The 21083-nt window shown below is 62.2% G+C and carries 20 protein-coding genes; 12 read left to right on the forward strand and 8 right to left on the reverse strand.

The genetic code is table 11. The features are described from left to right. The first annotated feature begins 3 nt into the window (after positions 1-3). Genes DFR48_RS15645 through DFR48_RS15655 form a run of 3 tightly spaced genes read left to right on the forward strand, consistent with a single transcriptional unit; the run spans position 4 to position 3783 of the window. Positions 4-276: a sarcosine oxidase subunit delta gene (locus DFR48_RS15645; RefSeq protein WP_114364132.1), complete on the forward strand. Its 273-nt coding sequence runs from the start codon at positions 4-6 to the stop codon at positions 274-276. After that, positions 273-3242 (forward strand): sarcosine oxidase subunit alpha family protein, encoded by a 2970-nt coding sequence (locus DFR48_RS15650; protein WP_114364134.1) that lies wholly within the window; start codon positions 273-275, stop codon positions 3240-3242. Before DFR48_RS15645 ends, DFR48_RS15650 begins: the two co-directional genes overlap by 4 nt. 7 nt (positions 3243-3249) lie before the next feature. Beyond that, positions 3250-3783, forward strand: coding sequence for a sarcosine oxidase subunit gamma family protein (locus tag DFR48_RS15655; RefSeq protein WP_114364136.1), 534 nt, complete (start codon positions 3250-3252; stop codon positions 3781-3783). Positions 3784-3825: 42 nt separating this feature from the next. Here the strand turns inward: DFR48_RS15655 and scpB are convergent, their stop codons facing one another. Both scpB and DFR48_RS15665 read right to left on the reverse strand, forming a co-directional pair. After that, complete coding sequence (scpB, locus tag DFR48_RS15660) at positions 3826-4530, reverse strand: SMC-Scp complex subunit ScpB (RefSeq protein WP_114364138.1); 705 nt, start codon at positions 4528-4530, stop codon at positions 3826-3828. Positions 4531-4532: 2 nt separating this feature from the next. Then, positions 4533-5486, reverse strand: coding sequence for a DUF1403 family protein (locus DFR48_RS15665; protein ID WP_245415628.1), 954 nt, complete (start codon positions 5484-5486; stop codon positions 4533-4535). A gap of 147 nt (positions 5487-5633) precedes the next feature. Between DFR48_RS15665 and DFR48_RS15670 the strand changes: the two genes are divergently transcribed. The 3 genes from DFR48_RS15670 (at position 5634) to DFR48_RS15675 (ending at position 7847) form a co-directional block, all read left to right on the forward strand. Continuing rightward, complete coding sequence (locus DFR48_RS15670) at positions 5634-6602, forward strand: site-specific integrase (protein ID WP_170141901.1); 969 nt, start codon at positions 5634-5636, stop codon at positions 6600-6602. A 217-nt stretch (positions 6603-6819) separates the two neighbouring features. Continuing rightward, positions 6820-6963 carry a hypothetical protein gene (locus DFR48_RS22000; RefSeq protein WP_170141902.1) on the forward strand — a complete coding sequence of 48 codons (144 nt, stop codon included), beginning with the start codon at positions 6820-6822 and terminating at the stop codon, positions 6961-6963. Between the two features lie 143 nt (positions 6964-7106). After that, positions 7107-7847: a YoaK family protein gene (locus DFR48_RS15675; RefSeq protein ID WP_114364143.1), complete on the forward strand. Its 741-nt coding sequence runs from the start codon at positions 7107-7109 to the stop codon at positions 7845-7847. On the opposite strand, the gene repC is transcribed toward DFR48_RS15675, so the two are convergent. From repC to DFR48_RS15695, 4 genes are all read right to left on the reverse strand, one after another. Next, positions 7810-9081 (reverse strand): plasmid replication protein RepC, encoded by a 1272-nt coding sequence (gene repC / locus DFR48_RS15680; protein WP_425359258.1) that lies wholly within the window; start codon positions 9079-9081, stop codon positions 7810-7812. The two genes, DFR48_RS15675 and repC, sit on opposite strands and share 38 nt — an antisense overlap. Before the next feature lie 168 nt (positions 9082-9249). Continuing rightward, positions 9250-10236, reverse strand: a complete 987-nt coding sequence (gene repB, locus DFR48_RS15685; protein ID WP_114364147.1) for a plasmid partitioning protein RepB — start codon at positions 10234-10236, stop codon at positions 9250-9252. A gap of 70 nt (positions 10237-10306) precedes the next feature. Beyond that, positions 10307-11515 (reverse strand): plasmid partitioning protein RepA, encoded by a 1209-nt coding sequence (gene repA, locus DFR48_RS15690; RefSeq protein ID WP_114364149.1) that lies wholly within the window; start codon positions 11513-11515, stop codon positions 10307-10309. 1001 nt (positions 11516-12516) lie between these two features. Then, the gene (locus DFR48_RS15695) at positions 12517-13179 is read right to left on the reverse strand and encodes a bifunctional hydroxymethylpyrimidine kinase/phosphomethylpyrimidine kinase (protein ID WP_245415629.1); all 663 of its coding nucleotides are present in this window, start codon (positions 13177-13179) and stop codon (positions 12517-12519) included. Positions 13180-13265: 86 nt separating this feature from the next. Between DFR48_RS15695 and DFR48_RS15700 the strand changes: the two genes are divergently transcribed. The 6 genes from DFR48_RS15700 to DFR48_RS15725 all read left to right on the forward strand — a co-directional run bounded on the left by DFR48_RS15700 (position 13266) and on the right by DFR48_RS15725 (position 19593). Continuing rightward, positions 13266-14282 carry a zinc-binding alcohol dehydrogenase family protein gene (locus DFR48_RS15700; protein ID WP_114364152.1) on the forward strand — a complete coding sequence of 339 codons (1017 nt, stop codon included), beginning with the start codon at positions 13266-13268 and terminating at the stop codon, positions 14280-14282. Further along, entirely contained in the window at positions 14275-15795 is a 1521-nt protein-coding gene (locus DFR48_RS15705) for a sugar ABC transporter ATP-binding protein (RefSeq protein ID WP_114364154.1), read from the forward strand. Before DFR48_RS15700 ends, DFR48_RS15705 begins: the two co-directional genes overlap by 8 nt. Next, a complete protein-coding gene (locus DFR48_RS15710) occupies positions 15792-16784 on the forward strand; it encodes an ABC transporter permease (protein ID WP_114364156.1) in 993 nt (330 codons plus the stop codon). The genes DFR48_RS15705 and DFR48_RS15710 overlap by 4 nt, the downstream gene beginning before the upstream one ends. Positions 16785-16880: 96 nt before the next feature. Further along, complete coding sequence (locus DFR48_RS15715; RefSeq protein WP_114364158.1) at positions 16881-17828, forward strand: ABC transporter substrate-binding protein; 948 nt, start codon at positions 16881-16883, stop codon at positions 17826-17828. Between the two features lie 62 nt (positions 17829-17890). Further along, positions 17891-18664 (forward strand): L-fucose dehydrogenase, encoded by a 774-nt coding sequence (locus DFR48_RS15720; protein ID WP_114364159.1) that lies wholly within the window; start codon positions 17891-17893, stop codon positions 18662-18664. 26 nt (positions 18665-18690) lie between these two features. Further along, complete coding sequence (locus tag DFR48_RS15725; RefSeq protein WP_114364161.1) at positions 18691-19593, forward strand: GntR family transcriptional regulator; 903 nt, start codon at positions 18691-18693, stop codon at positions 19591-19593. Between the two features lie 47 nt (positions 19594-19640). Here the strand turns inward: DFR48_RS15725 and DFR48_RS15730 are convergent, their stop codons facing one another. Continuing rightward, a complete protein-coding gene (locus DFR48_RS15730) occupies positions 19641-20918 on the reverse strand; it encodes an L-fuconate dehydratase (protein ID WP_114364162.1) in 1278 nt (425 codons plus the stop codon). Between the two features lie 28 nt (positions 20919-20946). Continuing rightward, positions 20947-21083, reverse strand: a 137-nt coding sequence (locus DFR48_RS15735; protein WP_147273552.1) for a fumarylacetoacetate hydrolase family protein, incomplete at its 5' end; no start/stop codon positions are given.

A 21083-nucleotide genomic window follows, 5' to 3' on the forward strand; every position in this document is an offset into this window, starting at 1 on the left:
ACGATGGCAAGCCTCATCCCCTGCCCCCACTGCGGCCAGAGACCGAAGGAAGAATTCACGGTGAAGGGCGCCGCGCTCGCCCGTCCCACTCCGGATGCGGGCGCCGACGCATGGTTCGACTACGTCTATCTCCGGGAGAACCCACGCGGCCGTTATGACGAATACTGGCACCACACTTCCGGCTGCCGGCGCTGGCTGGTCGTGACCCGCGACACCGCCACCCACGAGATCGAAGGCGCGCGAGACGCCGCCCAGAAGCAGGACGCAGCGGAATGACCTCTTATCGTCTCGCAAAGGGTGGTCTCATCGACCGCCTAAAGCCGCTCTCCTTCACCTTCGACGGCAAGCCCTACACCGGGTTCGAAGGTGACAGCCTCTCCTCCGCGCTGCTCGCCAACGGCCGGATGCTGATGGGGCGCTCGTTCAAATATCACCGTCCACGCGGCGTGCTGACGGCAGGTGTTGCCGAACCTAACGCGCTGATGACCATCGGAGAGGGTGGCCGCACAGAGCCCAACACACGCGCCACCATGCAGGAGCTCTACCAGGGTCTCGTTGCGCAGAGCCAGAACCGCTGGCCCTCGCTCGATTTCGACATCGGCTCTCTCAACGGCCTGCTATCGCCGTTCCTCTCCGCCGGCTTTTACTACAAGACCTTCATGTGGCCGGGCGCGCTCTGGGAAAGGCTCTACGAGCCCTTCATCCGCAAGGCCGCCGGACTCGGCAAGGCGAGCTACGAGACCGATCCCGACCTCTATGAGAAGCAGTGGGCCCATTGCGACCTGCTCGTCATCGGCGGCGGCGCGACCGGCCTCGCGGCGGCGCTGACCGCCGGCCGTGCCGGTGCCCGCGTGATCCTTCTCGACGAGAACGCCCGCATCGGCGGCGGCCTGCTGGCCGAAACCGCGACAATCGGCGGAACGCCAGCGGCCGACTTCGTCGCCGCGACGCTCGCCGAACTGGAAAGCCTGTCCAATGTCGTCGTGCTTGCCCGGGCGACAGCCTTCGGCTGGTACGACGGCAATGTCTTCGGCGCGGTCGAGCGCGTGCAGAAGCACGTCGCCGGTCCAAAGCCCAATCTCCCGGTCGAGCGGCTGTGGCGCATCGTGGCAAAGGAGGCGATCCTTGCCACCGGCGCGGAGGAGCGGCCGCTCGTTTTCGGCGGCAACGACATTCCCGGCGTCATGATGGCGGGCGCCGCCCGCACCTACCTCAACCGCTACGGTGTCGCGCCGGGCCGGAGGGTCGCGATCTTCACGACCAATGACAGCGGCTATGCCCTCGCACGGGATCTCGAAGCGGCAGGCGTCACGCTCGCCGCCATCATCGACAGCCGCCCCGTTGGGGCTGCGTCGGACACCTATTCCGGCCCGGCCCGCGTCGTGCACGGCGGTTACGTTTCGGATGCGCAAGGCGGCAAGGCGCTCTCCTCCATCACCGTCTTCAAAGACGGTCGCATGGAAAAGCTCTCCGTCGACGCACTCGCCATGTCCGGCGGTTTCAATCCCGTCATTCATCTGGCTTGCCAACGTGGCGGCAAGCCGGAATGGTCGGATGAGAATGGCGCCTTCATCGTGCCCGGCGACAAGAAGGGCCTCGCGCTCGCCGGCGCCGCGGCGACGGTCACCGGCCTTTCCGCCTGCCTCGCCTCCGGCGCGGCCAAGGCGACCGCCCTCCTCGACGGTCTCGGCTTCAAGGCAGAGAAGGCGACGTTCGGCGTGGTCGAGGGCGATATCGCCGCCGCACCGACGAAGCCGGTCTGGAGCATTCCCGGCGTCAAGGGCAAGGCCTTCGTCGATTACCAGAACGACGTTCACCGCAGGGACATTGCTCTCGCCCTCCGCGAGGGCTACGGGCATGTCGAGCTTGCCAAGCGCTACACCACCAACGGCATGGCGACGGACCAGGGCAAGCTCTCCAATGTGAACGCCATCGGCCTTCTCGCCGAGGCGCGCGGCATTTCGCCGGGCGATGTCGGTACCACGACCTTCCGCCCCTTCTATACGCCGGTGTCCTTCGGGGCGCTTGCCGGCACATCGCACGGAAGACATTTCCAGCCGGTGCGCCACTCGCCGCTGCATGACTGGGCGAGGAAAAACGGCGCGCAATTCGTCGAGACCGGCCTCTGGTACCGATCGAGCTGGTTCCCGCGCGCCGGCGAGACGACGTGGCGAGAAAGCGTCGACCGCGAGGTGAAGACCGTACGATCCAATGCCGGGCTCTGTGACGTCTCGATGCTCGGCAAGATCGAGATCACAGGCAACGACGCCGCGGAATTCCTGAACCGTGTCTATTCCAATTCCGTTCTGAACCTGTCCGTCGGCAGGGCGCGCTACGGTCTGATGCTACGCGAGGACGGCTTCATCTACGACGACGGGACGGTGAGCCGGCTCGAGGAAGGCCGCTTCTTTGTGACGACGACCACCGCCTATGCCGCGGGCGTGATGAACCATCTCGAATTCTGCGCCCAGGTGCTGTGGCCGAAACTCGACGTCCGGCTCGCCTCCGTCACCGACCAGTGGGCACAAATGGCGATCGCCGGACCGAAGTCGCGCCTCATCCTTCAGTCGATCGTCGACGAGGATATTTCCAACGACGCCTTCCCCTTCCTTGCTGTCCGGGAAGTCTCCCTCTTCGGCGGCAGGCTTTCCGGCCGTCTCTTCCGTATCTCCTTTTCGGGCGAGCTCGCCTACGAACTCGCCGTTCCCGCCGGCTATGGCGAGAGCACCGCAGACGCTCTGATGGAAGCGGGCAAGGAACACGGTATCTGTGCGTACGGCGTCGAAGCGCTCGGCGTGCTCCGCATCGAGAAGGGACACGTCACCCACAACGAGATCAACGGCACCGTGGTGCCGGCCGACCTCGGTTTCGGCAAGATGGTCTCGGCCGCCAAGGCCGATTTCATCGGCAAGCACATGCTCGGGCGCGAGGGGCTGAACGATCCGGACCGGCCGCAACTGGTGGGCGTCGCGCCGCTCGACCCCGCCACCACTTTCCGCAGCGGTTCGCATATCCTCAAGAAGGACGCGGCCGCCACGCTGGAAAACGACCAGGGCTATGTCAGTTCCAGCTGCTTCTCGCCCCATGTCGGCTCGACCATCGGCCTTGCCCTCGTCAAGCGCGGCACCTCGCGCCACGGCGAAGAGGTTCTCGTCTGGAACGGACTGCGCGACGAATACACCCCCGCCCGCCTTTGTGATCCGGTCTTCTTCGATCCGGCCAACGAACGCTTGAGAGTCTGAGGTTCCGATGCGTGATTTCCCGCTCCAGTATCGCAGCGCGCTTGGCGGCAGGCAGATCCCGACACGCAGGGGCGTGACGCTCCGGGTTCTCCCTGAAGGCTGCGTCCTGCAAATCCTCGGCAAGGCTTCTGACGGCGACATCTCCGCCGCGATCAGAGCGGCTCTCGGCAGTCAAGCCCATGCCGTGCGCTTCGTTGCGCCGGGCCAGTGGTTCGTGGTTGGCGACAGACCGCTTTCAACGGCCGACCTCTCCGAAGTCGCTGCGACGCTCGCTCCGTTCGGCGATGTCGTCGAGCAAAGTCACGGCCGCGTCCGCATCGAGATCGTCGGCGAAAATGCGACCGCCGTCCTCGCCAAGGGCACCGCGGTGGATCTCTCGCTCACCGCCTTCCCGATCGGCTACGCGACATCCACGCTCGTCGGCCACATCAATGCCCACCTGACACGCACGGGCGCAGACGCCTTCGAAGTCCTGGTACTGCGCAGCTTCGCGGAAAGCCTCTGGGAACAGCTCGAAGCGATGAGCGCCGAGTTCAGCTGAATCGACCCGACATCGGTCTGTACCGGCGACGTCGTTGTGCCGTCAGACTTCCTCGTCCTCGATCAGGTCCTCACCCTCCTGGGCGTCCATGCCTCGGTCGGTGTCAACCTCCGCATACCGCTTGAGAAGTCCGGCATCTTCGAGTGCTTCCATATCGGGCAGGTCCCGCAGCGTCTCGAAGCCGAAGGCGGAGAGAAAATGCTTGGTCGTCACATAGGTGTAAGGAGCGCCGGGCGTCGGACTTCGCGGGCCGGAAGCGAGAAAGCCCGCCGCCTTCAGGCTGGCGATCGTATCCCGGGAGATCTCCTTGCCGAAGATCTTCGACAGCTCACCACGCGTCACCGGCTGGAAGTAGCCGACCGCCATGATCACCGCCGCCTCATGCTGGGAGAGCGCGGCGCTGGCGGAACGGGTAGGAACGGCCGCAGCGCGGATCGCCGGCCCATAGCTCACCCTCGTACGGTGTTGAAAGCCACCGGCAACGGATACGATCTCATACGGTCGATCACGCAGTTCCTCGCGCAGATCGTCGATCAGCAGGTCGACGCTGCACTCATCGCCGACCACGCGCGCCAGCGTTTCGCGACTGACCGGCTCGGTGGAAGCGAAGATGACAGCCTCAACGCGCATCATCCATTCGCGCCAGCGCACCGCCGGCGTGGCATGCGTGAGCTCGCGGTCAAAGGGGCCCGCGTCGCCGCTCTTGCGTCGGCTGGTCGTTCGTTCGGCTGTTGTTGCGTCGGCCATCGTCACAACCCGTAGATCCGGAAGGTTGGACGACCGGAAAGCTCCCGGATGGCTCCAAACGCCTCGAGCCTTTCGAAGAGCCGACGGCCTGCCCAGCGGGAAAGCCCGGTTCCCGGTAGCGAGGCAGCGATGGCATCGTCCGAAAGCAGTCTCTCAACGACGCCGTCCCGACCCTTCGTCCGAAGCTTCGGAGCAACATCGATCAAGTTGCCGGCTCGACGCTCGATCTCCGTTGCAAGCCGCAGCGCATCCGGTACCTGCAAGGCAAGCGCCAGACAGACGGCACGGGCGAAACCCTCGTCACCCGGCCGGCTGCGGCCGCTGCCGCCTGCGGTACGGAATGCTGCCCCGTAGCGTGCCTGTGTAAAGAGCGGAATTGGCAGTCCGAGATGGACGAGCCGCGCAAGCATCCAGTCCGCCAGCCACCACGCCAGAACCTCGGCATCCGGCCGCATCGCGACGACTCGCTCAACGAGTTCGGCGATGACGAACGGCACGGCCCGACGCGACGGCAACAGGTCGTCGACGAGACCGGGAACGCCGGCGAGCGCCTCGTCCCAGCGAATGGCGAGAAGATCCGCGACTTCCCGGATCAGCACATCGGTCATCACGGGTTTGCGTGATGCCAGTCTCCTGTAGGCGACAAGAACCCGTCCCGCCGGTCCGGGATCTCCCCCTGGGGGGCAGAGAAACACCGCATCGCGGAGTGCCGCTTCTTCTTCCTTTCCGCCCATCAGGCGGACGGCTGCCTGCGCCGAGGCGAGCGCCAGCCGTTTGCGCCAACACCCGGCCCAGACGGGCGGTTCCCGGACACGCTCGTAGAGTGTCGTCAGTGCCGATCCGGCCATGAAGGCTGCATCCGCCTCGCTATCGACGGTCCCGCGCGGCTGTGCCCATGCCGGCACGACGCTAGCGCGAGCGGAAGTATTGATCGACGAATCAGCGAGCGAATCCATGGAACGCAGCATAGCTCATATGTGCGCTTTTCAACACCTCTTCCGCCAAAAGCGCACAGCTTGCCGTCGCCTATTTACGAACGATAATCTGGTGCTGTTACTTGTTCGTCCGTCATGACGGATATATCGTCATGTCAACGGAGACCGATGACAGCAAAAATGCCTGACAAAGACACCAGCGCGAAGAAACATAGGCCAACCGAGCACGCAGATCTACGGAATGCCTCGGCATTTGATCCGAATGCGACCTCACGGGCCACGGGGTCGGCTGCCATGCCGAGCGGCCTCAGCGATCAGACGTCCTCCCACACGCGTCGCGCCTACGCATCCGACTGGAAGCATTTTGCCGCGTGGTGTCGCCGGGAGGGCCTTTCTCCCCTCCCCGCCGATCCGCAGGTTGTCGCCCGCTACATCCGCGCCTGCGCTTCCGGCGCTGGGCGCGCAGACGGCAGGCCCAATTCGATTTCGACGATCGAGCGGAGGCTCTCCTCGCTCTCATGGAACTACGCACGACGCGGGTTCGCGCTTACCCGCCAGGATCAGGTGATCACCGAGGCGCTCGCCGATGCCCGCAGCGCCGCCGGCTCATCCGCGCCGCGCAAACAGGCACTGGCGACGGCCGATCTTGCATTGATGTTGGAGACGCTCGACCGCGGAAGCCTCAAAGGATTGCGCGACAGAGCGATCCTGCTCCTCGGCTTTGCCGGTCGGCTCACCAGGAGCGAGATCACTGGGCTGGATGCCGGACCGGACGAGAGCGAAGACGCCCGTGGCTGGATCGCTCTTGGGCCCCGCGGACTGATGGTTAGCTTGTACGGCAGAACCGGCCAGCGCGAAGTAGAGATCGCGCGACAGCCGAACGAGTTGTCCTGTGCGGTGGCGGCCCTCGAGGCCTGGATCCGGCTCGGCAGGATCACGAAAGGACCAATTTTCCGCCGAGTTCTCCGTGGCGGCAAGACAGTCGGCAAGGCTCGCCTGCACGACCAGGAGGTCGCACGCCTTGTCAAACGCGCCGCGTTGGCCGCGGGCTTGCGAGGCGATCGTGTGGAAGCACCAACGGCCGACCGGTTTTCGAGCCGCTCACTACACGTGAAGGTGACGTCCGGAAGCAGCTGACGACGACCGCACATTGGCCATGCTTATGCCGAACTGATCTGCCACGAGCGACGCGGCGGTCACCACGCCCTCTCGTCGGAACGTGGCAGCGGAGGAGATTTGTCGCTGATGTCGAAGGTCGGTGAGGCTGACTGTGACTGTTCACACCAGCAATCGTAAACCCTTTTGGGGTATAGGGGATCGCTCGCCCAAACGAAGCGTCAATGAAGGAATGGCCATGTCCAACGTCATCGAGTTCAAACGACCGCCGAAGCCGAAGGAAAAGAAGAAGCTGCAGCCGTTTGCCCGGAGGGCCTTGTTGTCTGCCGGCATCTGTCTGGCCTTTGCTCTCATCTGGGCGTACTACGCCTATCTAGCCTGACGGTGCGATCGGTGGTCGCAGTCGTCGAAAGCCCTTCCCTGCTCTTGCCGGACACCCCATCTACGCGGATGGTAGCGCTTGCAAGTCTTGCAGCTGGCCAATAGCTTCTCATCTGTCCCTCGAGCCCGCCGCAGTTCAACTCCATGCAAGCCTACATAAGAAGTCTCGCCGATCGTCACCGGACCGAAGCCAGTGACCGCCATCTCGCTTTCTATCTGACCTTTGTTGCGGGCGCGGCCAATGCCGGCGGCTTCATGGCCGTCCAGCAATACACGTCGCACATGTCCGGCATGGTTTCGTCGATGGCCGACAACCTCGTTCTCGGAAACGTAGGGCTATTTCTCGGCGGCGTCTCCGCGCTCCTGGCCTTCATTTTCGGCGCCGCCACGTCGGCAATCCTGATCAACTGGGCAAAGCGCAAGGATCTTCACTCCCAGTATGCCTTGCCGCTCGCCTTCGAAGCTGTGGCCATGGCCGCCTTCGGGCTTTCAGGTCTGCTGGACGGAGTTCTGACAGCCGTTACCGTCGCCCTCCTCTGCTTCATCATGGGTCTACAGAACGCCATGATCACCAAGCTCTCCGGTGCACGTATCCGAACAACCCACGTGACCGGTCTCGTGACGGACGTCGGGATTGAGATCGGCAAGCTCTTCTATCGAAACAGCCCGACCGTCCTTGGTCGTCCCCCGGTGATGGCAGACCGCGACAAACTCGGCCTGCTTTCCACCCTGATCAGCCTCTTTTTCATCGGCGGCATCTGCGGCGCAGTGCTCTTCAAGACGTTCGGCATTCCTGCGGCGATGGTTCTCGCGTTGCCGCTCATGCTCTTTGCCGCCTTTCCGCTGGTCAGTGATCTCCAATCGATCCGACAGCGCTGGACCTGACCCCCTCGTTCGGTCGTCTCGCGCCGGAGACATGTGATCCGCCGTGCAATTGGGCATCACCCCTCGCTTTCATAAGTGCTGACAGCATCGGGCCGACCGAAAAGACGCCACGACGTGCTTTCGCGGTCAGGTCCCTGAGATAGCCGCCGGCGGTATTGATATGCCCGGTGCGTTCGAGGATGCAGGCCATGACGGTTGCGGCATTTTCCGGTCCCATAGCCTCGCAGGCTTCTTGATAGGCTGAGGGACTGACGCCGAGCATGGATCGGACAACGATTGCTGCTGATATGAGATCCCGCCAGCTGCCGATCGTGCCTCCCGGGCCGTACATCGTGATATCGGGGCAGGCCCTGAGCACCAGACCGAGGGGAAAGATGGTTTGTCGAGTTTGAAGCTCGGTCAAGTGACTTGGCGATTCTTCTCCAGGCAGCGTTTCCAGAGCCCGTTCAGATTCATTGATGGAATCGGATTCTGGATTCTCTATGTGGTGCTCATTCTGGCGGTCATTGGTGCTCGAATTTTCGGAATTCAGATGGATTTCCAGCAGTTTGACGAGATAGGTGCGAAATTCGTCGAGAGCATGAACCGCGGCCTCCAGTTCTGGAGCGGGGGAAGCACGTCCGATCACGGTGGAGAGCTCCAGATAACGCTGCTCGAGCGTTTGCCAATCACCGGGAGTTCCAGCAGCAATGGCGGCGGACATCAATTTGGCGATGTCCCTGCGTGCGAGCGAAAACCGCTCCCGCAAGAGACGGAGGCGCTGGCGTTCCGCGACGACGCGTTGGGCCATTCGCGCGAACTCCTCTGCCCTGGCGACGAGCGGCGCGAGGCTGAAGCCGTAGGCCTGCTCGATTGCACCGCTTCTGTCCTTTCGGGCGAAGCGCTTCCCATTCGGGCTGTCCTTGCGGATGACGATCCCTGCATCGACAAGGGCAGCGAGATGCCGGCGCAGCGTGGAACCGGCGATGCCGTGGGCCCTGATGCTCAGCTGGGCATTCGAAGGGAAGACGACGAGGCGTCCGCCCTCGCTGAGCTGTTGCTCGGGGTAAAAGGAAAGCAGCGCATGGAGAACCGCGAGCGCTCTGTCGCCGAGACCCAGCAAGGCGCGTGCCTCGCTGATGTCACGAAAGACATGCCACTTGTCGACTGCATTCTGGTTTGAAGATCTTGCTATATCGAGTTGGCCTTTGAGCAAGGCAAGCGTCATCGGCCGCCGCCCGAAAGGCGTCGTCACACTTCCACGTTCCACTTCTTTCACCTTTGATCAGGCAAAAGACGTCCGCTCACCAAAATCGGTGCCAAAGACTCTTGACTATGAATCGTGGAAATGAGAATCTCAGCTTGCTACACCTGAGAAGGGCTTCCACGACGGCAACGTTTGGGGGCCTTTTTCTTTTGCGCGCTAATCTCCTTCGTTCGTCATTTCGTCCATGAACTCGGCATAGAACCGGTCCAGGTTATCCGACAGGTACTTGCCGAAGCGCGAAGCGTTCTTCGCCTTCATCGCGAGCGTGAACGCTTTGCCGGTATTCGATATCTGCGCAGAAACACCCTTGTCGGACGGCTGCCAGAGCAGCTTCGCGGCGGGCATCTCCGTCTTCTTGACGGCTTTGCCGGAGCGGTTGAGGGCCGAAAACAGGGCGTTGAACCGTTCATCACTGTCGAGCTTCGCGAAGTCTGCGTCCTGCGTCAGGGCTTGCACCTTCTCGCCGTTCGATGCCTTCCCGACCAGAAGCGAGAGTTCGACCCAGCGCTCGCGTCCGACGGACGGGGCAGGGCCAATACGCTCGACAACATCGGCCGGGATGCGATCGGTGACAGACATCATTTTCGATACGGTCGCCTGATTGGCCGCCAGCGCCGAGCAGATGACGCTGCGGTCGTAGCCGAGATCGAAGAGGCGGCGCGCAAAGAGCGCACGCTCGATGAACGTCAAATTCGCCCGGGCCGAGTTCTCCTGACCCTGGGCGATGACGTGGGACTTGTCGTCCAGTTGCTTGATGACGGCCCTGACGGGACGGCTGAGCTCGCGGGCTGCGCGCACACGACGATGGCCGAAGACCACCTGGTAGTGACCGGAGAGGGTAGGGTGCGGCCGCAGAAGAACAGGCGTATCCTGTCCCCGCTCCGCAATCGCCTGCTTCAGTTCCTCGAACTGTTCGGACGCATCCTCGAGGCGGTCGGAGACGAAGGATCCCTCGATCAGCTTGGGATCGATCTCGACAACGGCTTCCCCTTCCAGGAACTTGTCGGCCTGTTTTGCCAACTCGTCCAGCGACCGGATCATGTTCTTGGACGCACCGCGCATGGGGTAGGCGGTGTTGGCAGATTGCGGGCTTGGCGCGCTCTCGGGCGCAACCAGTCCAGCCAAAAGATTCTTGCGTGCCATCTATTCTCTCCGCTTCTCGCGCATCACTCTGAAAACAAACGCGAAAACCTTGTTTTTGTCGGCTGACAACTCAGCGTCCCCACGATTTGTGGATCAGATCGCAGATTTCGCTGTTCACCCCTTCGAGCGATTCCATCGCCCTTTCATAAGTGGAACGGGTCATCTGATTCTTGTCGATTTCGTAGAGCGTCTGCTTGGTGATTCCGGCATCGGACACCGCCGTGGACTTCAGCATATGGTTCTTCAGCACATATTGGTGGAAGAGGGTCTGCATGAATCCGACCATTTGGGCCTGTGGAACATCCATCGGCTCATAGCGGGTGATCAGGTAGCGGTACCATTCGAGATTGACCTCGGCACCGGCGTCGCGGATGGGCTTCAGGATTCCACCGAGCATCAGCAGAAACTGTCCCATCGACATGACGTCGAGCATCTGCGGATGAATGGTGATCAGGACGCTCGTTGCGGCCGTGAGTGCCGTGATCGTCAGATAGCCGAGCTGAGGCGGGCAATCGATGACGACGACATCGTAGCGGTCATCGACTTCCGACAGCGCCCGCGAGATGCGCGTAAAGAAGGTCTTTCCCTCGTTCGACGAACGGTTCGACATCGCAAGCGGCGTATCGTACTCGAACTCCTGCAGTTCGAGATTGGCCGGCACGATATCGAGACCCGGGAAGTTGGTCGGCTGAATGATCTCGGCAATCGAGCGCTTTTCGTCGTCGTAGCGGATCGCTTCGTAAAGCGACGGCATCTGGTCGAGCTCGGGCTGGAAACCGTGGAGCGAAGAGAGCGATGCCTGCGGGTCGAGGTCGACCGCGAGCACGCGGTGGCCGGTTAGTGCGAGATACTGCGCAAGGTGTGCGGCAGTCGTGGTCTTGCCCGAACCGCCCTTGAAGTTGACGACCGCGATCACTTGCAGCCGTTCTCCCGCACGGCGATGCGGGACGTAGTTCTTGGATTCCGACCGTCCGTGTTGATCCAGATAGTAGCGGAGCTCCATCATCTGCTCGGCCGTATAGGAACGGCGCCCCGAAGACGAGGTCTGGGGGAGGGGGCCTTTGCCCTCCAGATGGAGCTTCTTCAGCGTACTCTGCGAGACGCCGATATAGTTGGCGACCTCTGCGAGCGAAAACGAGCGGAGGTTCTTGCGCGCATTGGGCGGAAAACGCTGCACGCTGAGCAGGTGCAGTTTCTTGGAAATCAGGTCGCCCTGTTCGAGGATGAGATCCTCGAAGTGCAGGGAGTCGTCGACAGCCAATGAAGGGTTGGTGCTCATTATGCGCTTGCTCTCAAATAACGGTATTCAGGCAATTCTAGCCTCGTAACCGTTATTATCCGCGATTCTCTGCAAGAGACAAGGCAGGCCGCAATATGAGCTGGTCGACGCGATTGCCAACACGGCGGGGCGACGATGCGAAAACGACGGATTCCGCATGTGTTTCCATCGCTTACGAGAATAGCTCGCCGGCGGCGAGGCTCTATAGTATGGCCGGTTTCCGATAGCCGCCGGGCCTGCTCCTGCTGCGATATGATGGCCCGGGCGGACTGAACCGTTGCGACTCACCCGACTCATCCGGTGCGACTCGGTCGGCGGCTCGCGCTCATTCTGGCGATTTGATCGCGTTTTTCCAGCCGTGTTGCCGGCCCTGTTCCGCAAGGATAAGCGAGGGGTTCTACCGGCACCGTTCGGCAGCGAACGCGCTCCAAACAGGTTCTGGATGGCGCCGGTCCCCCGAGGGGGCAAGCCCGTTGGCGATCTTGCCCGTCCGCCGCGACGATGCTCGTCGGGATCTGGAGGATCGGGTTGTATTCGATGTGCTCAGCGTGACGGTGCTCCGGGAAAAGCCAGGTTGAGGCTAGTCTGCTCTTGCGGTGGCACGCGAAAAGAGGGATCATTTCGTGGCTTGCGGCGGGCTGCGATGACAGGGACTTAGGTTGATCCTGGCGCCGACAGGCAGATTCCCCGAGTAAGGCACATTATCGTTCGTTATTCTTGGACGACGGGCCGTGCGGTTTCCCCGATATTTTGACAATCAGCCGCACAGGCTGCGCCAGGCCGCAAGCCAAACGGTATCCGCAGGCATATGCGACGTTGCGCTCAGCCGAGGGCACGACTTCGATAATCAGCTGGCGGCGCGCGGCGTCATCTAAAACCAGTCGGTGGGGGCAAGGCGTCGTATATCATGAGCCCGCCGTTGACCATCCGGCCAACACGAGTACGGGGGAGGAGTTCGCACTTTATCAGCAGGGCTCCTGGCAGCAGGGTTTTCGGGCCTGTTATTCCGGCTTGCCCGCACGGCTCGGCGCGCGGGAGGTTAGCGTCTGGGCCGTTTCGACCGCGTGGGTCAGGGCGAACCCGTGCCCCAGTCCCGCGACGATCATGCCGGCGAATAGGTCGCTGGTACCGGGCAATGCGATCGGCAGATGTACCGTCGGGTGACGGCTGATGCCGCCGGGGCCGAGGATGGCGCTTTCGATATGGCTGTCGAGTGTGTCCTCCAGAGTGCAGCCGGTGGCGATCAGTCGAGCTTCCGTCGCGATGTGCAGGACCTGCCTTGCGGTTTTCAGGTCCGCGGGTGTCGCGATCTCTCGGCCGGTCAGCCAGGTGAGCTCGAACGGGTTCGGTGTGGCGATGTCGGCCATCGGCAGCAGTCGCTCGCGCATCACGTCGACAATGGTCTCGGGTACATAGAGACCGGGACCGGCATCGCCCATTATCGGGCCGCAAAGATAGATGAGGTCGGGGTTCGCCGCCTTCGCCTCGGCTATGCGGCGCTGGACGAGGCGCAGATCCTCCGGGCGGTACGGATCCTCCCGCGAAGCTGGCCCGGCTGAACTGGTTAGCAGCGACCTCTTGGCGGGGTGGACCGTCCCGCCTGAACCGTTCGCCGCATCGTTCCACCGTGCCAGCGTCGGTCTGCTCAAAAAAATAAAAAACATTTGCGCCGATCGCGAAATGTCTATAATCATAAAAAACATACTGTCTGGGAGGACAAATGAGCAGTCAATCGACATCGGTCCGTCGCATGGTGAGCGGCGTGTGCGTGGAACCGGGCGAGTTTCGTCTGCTTGAACGAGATCTGCCGGTCGCCGCGCCTGAGGGGTGGGTTCTCGTAGACCTCGCCGCCGCAGGCCTTTGCGGCACGGACTATCACATCTTTGAGGGCAAGCATCCGTACCTGGAGTATCCGCGCGTCATCGGCCACGAACTGTCGGGCTATGTCGCGGAGGATGCCGAGGGGTGGAAGAAGGGCCAACTCGTCACCATCAATCCTTACATAGCCTGCGGCAAGTGTCGCGCCTGCCTGCGCGGCAAGCCGAACTGTTGCATGTCGATCGGCGTTCTCGGCGTCCACAGGGACGGCGGGATGTGCGAACGGATCGCGGTTCCGGCGAGCAACCTCTACGACGCGTCCAGGCTGTCGGAACGGGATGCAGCCCTCGTCGAGTTTCTTGCAATCGGTGCCCATGCGGTCCGGCGCTCCGAAGCCGCCTCCGGCGACCGGGTTCTCGTTACCGGAGCTGGACCGATCGGCCTGGGGGCAGCCCTCTTTGCTCGTCTGGCCGGCGCGGAAGTCCACATCATGGACATGAGCGAAGAGCGTCTCGGGTCGGCGAGATCGCTAGGCTTCTCGCATCTTCATCTGGCCGACCAGCCTCTCCTCGTGGGAGAACTCGAAGACGGTTTTGATGTCGTTTTCGATGCGACCGGAAATCCCAAGGCGATGGAAGCGGGCTTTCTTCACGTCGCCCATGGCGGAACCTATGTGCTGGTGTCTGTCGTCAAGGGTGATCTCACCTTCTCCGACGCCGAGTTCCACAAACGCGAAATGAAACTCGTCGGCAGCCGGAACGCACAGACGCCCGACTTCCTGCATGTGATGGAGGCGCTGTCCTCGGGCGCGATCGACGGCAGCAAACTCGTCTCGACCGTCCTGTCCCTCGACGAGCTGCCGAAAAGACTGCCGGAGCTGGCCGCTGACCGGTCAGGGCTCATCAAGGCGCTGGTCGCTTTGCCGGCCTGGAGGTCGGGCCATGCATGAACTCATCAAGCTCGAGGCGATTGACAAGCGTTTCCCCGGTGTTCACGCGCTGAAGGGCGTGAGCTTTGACCTGTTTGCCGGTGAGGTTCACGCCCTGATGGGCGAGAATGGGGCGGGAAAGTCGACGCTGATGAAAGTTCTGTCCGGCATATGGCAGCCGGATGGGGGAACGATCCGTATTGCCGGAGAAGAGGTCACCATCCCCAGTCCGCATGCCGCCCAGGCGCTCGGCATCGGAATGATCCATCAGGAGCTCGCCCTGATGAACGACCTGACCGTCGCCCAGAACATCTTTATCGGCCGCGAACCGCGCAAGAGCTTCTGGCGTCTCGACGAGGCCGCCCTCAACCAGGCGGCGCAGGACATATTCTCGGCAATGAACATTTCCATCGACCCCAGGGCCGAGGTCCGGACCTTGTCGGTCGCCCAGCAACAGATGGTCGAGATCGCCAAGAGCCTTTCCCACAAGTCTCGCGTGCTCGTCATGGACGAGCCGACCGCCGCGCTCAATGACAAGGAGGTCCACGATCTCTTCACGATCATCGAGAGGCTGAAGTCGGAGGGCGTGGGGATCGTCTACATCAGCCACAAGATGGACGAGATCAAGAAGATCGCGGATCGGGTGACGGTGATGCGGGACGGTGCCTATGTCGGCACGGTCAAGGCGTCGGACACGCCGATTTCGACGATCATCTCGATGATGGTCGGGCGCGAACTGGAAAATACCGAGGTGGACATTCCCGACCTATCCGATGCGCCGGTCGCATTGGAGGTCCGCGGGCTTTCGCGAGGCAAGGCGGTCCGGGACGTTGGCTTCACTGTAAAGGCGGGCGAGATCCTCGGCTTTGCCGGCCTTATGGGAGCCGGACGAACCGAGGTCGCCAGACTGATCTTCGGCGCCGACCGCAGAGATGCCGGGGAAATCGTGGTTCACGGCAAGACGGCCTCGATCAGCAGTCCGAAGGACGCGGTGGCGGCCGGCATCGGCTATCTCTCCGAGGATCGCAAACATCTCGGGCTGGCGCTCGGCCTCGACGTCACCGCCAATGTCGGATTGCCCAATCTCGCCCACTTTTCAAACGGCTTCGGCGTCATCGCGGACGCCAAACTCGGCAGCGTCACGCGCGACTACATCAAGCAGTTGAGCATCCGGACACCGTCCGAACGCCAGGAGGTCCGGCTGTTGTCGGGAGGCAATCAGCAGAAAGTCGTTCTGGCAAAATGGCTCCTGCGCAACTGCGATATCCTGATCTTCGACGAACCGACGCGCGGCATCGACATCGGTGCGAAGTCGGAAATCTACCGACTGCTGCAATCGCTTGCGCGCGACGGCAAGGCGATCATCGTCATCTCGTCGGAGCTGCCCGAGGTGCTCAGGTTGTCACACCGGATCGCGGTGATGTGCGAAGGACGGCTGACGGGCATCCTCCCCGGAGGAAAGGCGACAACACAAGAAGAGATAATGCACCTGGCTACACAGCGCCGGGGAGAGTTGGGGGGAGAGGCGGCATGACGCTGACGGTTCAAAACGAAATAAAGAAGAAGGCATCATCCGGGGTCCATCAGAAGCTTCTGGCTTCCGCCAGCCTGATCGTGATGCTGATCTTCTTCAGCCTCGCCTCCGACAAGTTCCTGCAAACCTCGAACCTCATCGGTATCCTCCAGGCCACCTCCGTCAACGGGGTGCTGGCCGTGGCGGTCACGATGGTGATCATAACCGGTGGCATCGATCTTTCCGTCGGGACATTGATGACGTTCACGGCGGTGATCGCCGGCGTGGTCCTGACCTATCTCGGAATGCCGCTGCCGCTCGGCATCGTCGCTGCGATCGGAACGGGCGCTCTCTGTGGGTTCGTCTCCGGGACGCTCATCGCCCGCATGAAGATCCCGCCCTTCATCGCGACGCTCGGCATGATGCTTATCCTGAAGGGCCTGTCGCTGGTCATCTCCGGAACGAAGCCCATCTACTTCAATGGAACGCCGGGCTTCTCGCAGATCTCGACGGGCTCCTTGATCGGCACCGTGGTTCCGTTCCTTCCGATCCCCAATGGCGTGCTCGTTCTTTTCGTCCTCGCCGTATTCGTGGCGTTCATCCTCAATCGCACGGCTCTCGGCCGCTATACGTTCGCCCTGGGATCGAACGAAGAGGCGGCCCGACTTTCCGGCGTGAACACCGATTTCTGGAAGGTCTGCGTTTACAGCTTGTCGGGTGGTATCTGCGGGATCGCCGGCCTGATCATCGCGTCCCGGCTGAATTCCGCGCAACCCGCGCTGGGTCTCGGCTACGAACTCGACGCCATCGCCGCCGTCGTCATCGGGGGAACGTCCCTTGCGGGTGGGCGGGGTTCGGTCCTCGGCACCATCATCGGCGCTTTCATCATGTCCGTCCTTTTGAACGGGCTCCGGATCCTGTCCGTCGCACAGGAATGGCAGACGGTCGTGACCGGGATGATCATCATATTGGCGGTCTATGCCGACATGGTTCGCCGCCAACGCATGTGAGGAGCATGCAAAACCTTTGCCGAGAAGGGCGGCCAACGTCCCGCAAGGCAGTCTCAATCGTAGCAACGGCATATCGCCGAAAAATGGAGGAGTGAAATGATTACGAGACGTAGCATCATGGCAGCGCTGAGCGCAGTCGCGATCTTGAGTGCCGGAGGGGCGGCATATGCTCAGGACAAGACCTACATTCCGCTGATTTCGAAGGGCTTCCAGCACCAGTTCTGGCAGGCCGTGAAGGCGGGTGCCGACAAGGCCGCGGCCGAATTCAACGTCGAGGTGACCTTCGAAGGCCCCGACAATGAAACGCAGGTCGACAAGCAGATCGACATGCTGTCTGCCGCGCTCGCCAAGAACCCGCAGGCGATCGGCTTTGCCGCACTTGATACTCAGGCTGCCATCCCGCTTCTGAAACAGGCACAGGATGCGAAGATCCCGGTCATCGCATTCGACTCCGGCGTCGACAGCGACATTCCCGCCACGACGGCAACGACTGACAACGTCGCAGCGGCAGCGCTCGCGGCCGACAAGATGGCCGAGCTGATCGGTGATGCCGGCAAGGTCGCCCTGGTGGTCCATGACCAGACCTCGCGGACCGGCATCGACCGTCGCGATGGCTTTGTGAACCAGATGAAGGCGAAGCATCCGAACATCGAGATCGTCGACATCCAGTACGGCGGCGGTGACCAGCTGCAGTCGACCGAAATCGCCAAGGCAATCCTTGCGGCGAACTCGGACCTGAAGGGCTTCTTCGGTGCGAATGAAGGCTCTGCGATCGGCATCGTCAATGCCATCAAGGAAACCGGCACCAAGGGCATAACCGTGATCGGTTACGATTCCGGTACCGCGCAGAAGCAGGCGATCAAGGATGGTGTCATGGCCGGCGCCATCACGCAGAACCCGGTCGGCATCGGCTACGAGACCGTCAAGGCGGCCGTCGCCGCGATCAAGGGAGAGACCCTCCCGAAGACGATCGACACCGGCTTCTACTGGTACGACAAGACCAACATGGACAGCCCGGAAATCTCGGCCGTTCTCTACGATTGATCTAACCGGACCTGCCGGCCTGCCTGTGCGGGCCGGCAGTTTCCCAGTGTGGCAGATATCTCATGAATCTTGGACTTGAAGGCAAAGTCATCGTCGTTACCGGTGGTGCGGCCGGGATCGGCGGGGCGATTACCGAAATGCTGGCGGAAGAAGGGGCTCGCCCCGTCATCTTCGCGCGACGCGCTCCCGACCCCCAGTGGTTCGCCTCTCTCGGCGAAAAGGCAACCTTCGTCGAGGTCGAGCTTTCGCGGGACGAAGAATGCCGCAAGGCGGTCGAGGAGACCCGGGAGCGTTTCGGAACCGTCTACGGTCTCGTCAACAATGCCGGCATCAACGACGGCGTCGGCATCGAGGCCGGGCCGGAAGCCTTCCGCGCCTCGCTCGAAAAGAACCTGATTCATTACTATACGCTCGTCCATCTCTTGGCTGATGATTTCCGCAAGTCCAAGGGTGCGATCGTCAACATCAGTTCCAAGACGGCCGTGACCGGCCAGGGCGGGACATCCGCCTATGTTGCGGCGAAAGCGGCACAGCTCGGCCTGACGCGCGAATGGGCCGCCGCGTTTGCCGGCGATGGTGTCCGCGTCAATGCAGTCCTCCCCGCGGAGGTGATGACGCCGCTTTACGAACGCTGGATTGCGACCTTTGACAATCCGTCGGAAAAGCTGGCGGAGATCACCTCACGCATTCCGCTCGGCCAGCGCATGACGGAGGCCCGCGAAATCGCCGCCATGGCGGTCTTTGCACTCTCGCAGCAGGCCCTGCATCTCACCGGGCAATGGCTCTTCGTCGACGGCGGCTATACACATCTCGACCGGGCACTTGCAGGCGTGTGATGATGCGGCCCCAACCTGGAGCATGAATGGCGCGGACTGACGAACGGTTTCGAGAGGCGTTCAACGAAGCGCTCGATCTATGCAAGACGATGACCGCAGGCGATCACCTGCCGTCTGAAAACGACTTGGCGAAGCGGCTCGACGTCAGCCGCACGGTCGTGCGTGCCATTCTGGAAAAGCTGCAGGACGCGAAGATCATCACCTGGGTCGGCAGGCAGAAGCAGCTCCTGAGAACGCCGGGAGACAAGGACCGGCTGGAAGTCCAGACCGGCCAGATCACCGAGCAGCAACTCGAACGGCAGTTCCTCGACTGGATTCTTCGCTTCGACGTTGCACCGGGAACGGCACTGAACGTTGCGAAGCTGAGGCGGCAGTTTTCCGTCACGCCCCAGATGCTGCACGAGTTCCTGGCTTCTCTCAGCCGGTTTGGTCTCGTCCGGCGCAGACCGAAAGGGGGCTGGCAACTTCTCGGTTTCACGCCGGAGTTCGCGATCGAACTGTCGGAATTCCGGATGATCCTGGAGCTGAATGCGGTGTCCCATCTGGTGCGTCTGCCGCCTGAAGATCCCATCTGGGCACGGCTCGACGAACTCGAGCGGAAGCACCGGGCACTCGCTGCCGAAATCGACGAACGCTTCCACGACTTTTCGCTGCTGGACGAAGAATTCCACACACTGATTGGCAGTGCGGTCCGCAACCGCTTTGCCGCGGAGTTCCAGAAGATCGTGGCGCTGATCTTCCACTACCACTTCCAGTGGGACAAGACGCTTGAACGCCAGCGAAACGAGGCGGCCATCGGCGAGCATCTGCGACTGATTGCGGCACTGAAGGCGCGGGATGTGGCCGCCGCGCAGACGGCAATGACCGACCATCTCAGCACGTCCAAACAGACTCTCCTTTCTTCGCTGCGCGTTCACGCCCTGGCCTGATACGGCATAGGGGGCGGAGGCTGTCCTCCGCCTCCCCTGAAGCCTGTTCAGCCGCCGAAGCGGAATTGCGAGAGCGTTTCGGCCTTCATCTCGATCGAGAAACCGGGCAGCTTCGGCGGCATGTAGGCCGCATTTTCGATCCGGCAGGGTTCGAGGAAATGCTCGTGGAGATGATCGACATACTCTATGACGCGGCCTTCCTTGGTGCCGGAGACGACGAGATAGTCGATCATCGAGAGGTGCTGGACGTATTCGCAGAGGCCGACACCGCCGGCGTGCGGCCAGACCGGCAGCTGGTACTTCGCCGCCATCAGCAGGACCGCCAGCACCTCGTTCAGTCCGCCCATCCGGCAGCTGTCGATCTGGACGATGTCGATGGCGCCGCCCGCGATCATCTGCTTGAAGACGATGCGGTTCTGGCACATCTCACCGGTCGCGACCTTGATCGGCGCGATCGCCTCGCGGATCTTCTTGTGGCCTGCGATATCGTCGGGGCTCGTCGGTTCCTCGATGAAGTACGGCTTGTAAGGCGCGAGCTCCTTCATCCATTCGATCGCCTGTCCGACTTCCCAGACCTGGTTGGCATCGATCATCATGAAGCGATCGTCGCCGATCACTTCGCGCGCGATCCTGAGACGCCGCTTGTCGTCCTCGAGATCTCGACCGACCTTCAGTTTGATGTGGGTGAAGCCCTCGTCGACGGCCTCCTGGCAGAGGCGGCGGAGCTTTTCGTCGGAATAACCGAGCCAGCCGGCCGAGGTCGTGTAGCAGGGATAACCTTCCTTCTCGAGGAGGGCGATGCGTTCCGCCTTGCCGGTCTCCGCCTTCCGGAGGATGTCGAGAGCCTCTTCGGGCGTCAGCGCGTCGGTCAGGTAGCGGAAGTCGACGATCGAGACGATCTCTTCCGGCGACATGTCGGCGACGAGCTGCCAGACTGGCTTGCCGGCCTCCTTGGCCCAGAGATCCCAGACGGCGTTGACGACCGCGCCGGTGGCGAGATGCATTGCACCCTTGTCCGGTCCGATCCAGCGCAACTGGCTGTCGCCGGTGAGATAGTGCCAGAAGCGGCCCGGATTGGCCTTCACCCAGTCTAGGTCCAGTCCGACGACGAGGTGCTCCAGGGCATCGATCGCCGCGCAGCAGATCTCGTTGCCGCGGCCGATCGTGAAGGTGAGGCCGTGACCTTCGAGACCGGGCGTGTCGGTGCCGAGCACCACATAGGCGGCCGAGTAGTCCGGATCCGGGTTCATCGCGTCCGAACCGTCGAGGCTCTGCGAGGTGGGAAAACGCAGGTCGATGCTGCGCAGGCTGGTTATCTTGGTCATGGCAGTCGCCCTGTCTTTCTTCCAATCATCAATCGGCTCTGAAGGTCTGTTTTTGTGCGCCGAGGCCCTGGATACCGAGTTCGACGATGTCGCCGTCCCTGAGGTAGCGGGGCGGCTTCATGCCCATTCCGACGCCGGGGGGCGTACCGGTGGAGATGACGTCGC

This window comes from Ciceribacter lividus, from assembly GCF_003337715.1.
Lineage (GTDB): Bacteria > Pseudomonadota > Alphaproteobacteria > Rhizobiales > Rhizobiaceae > Allorhizobium > Allorhizobium lividum.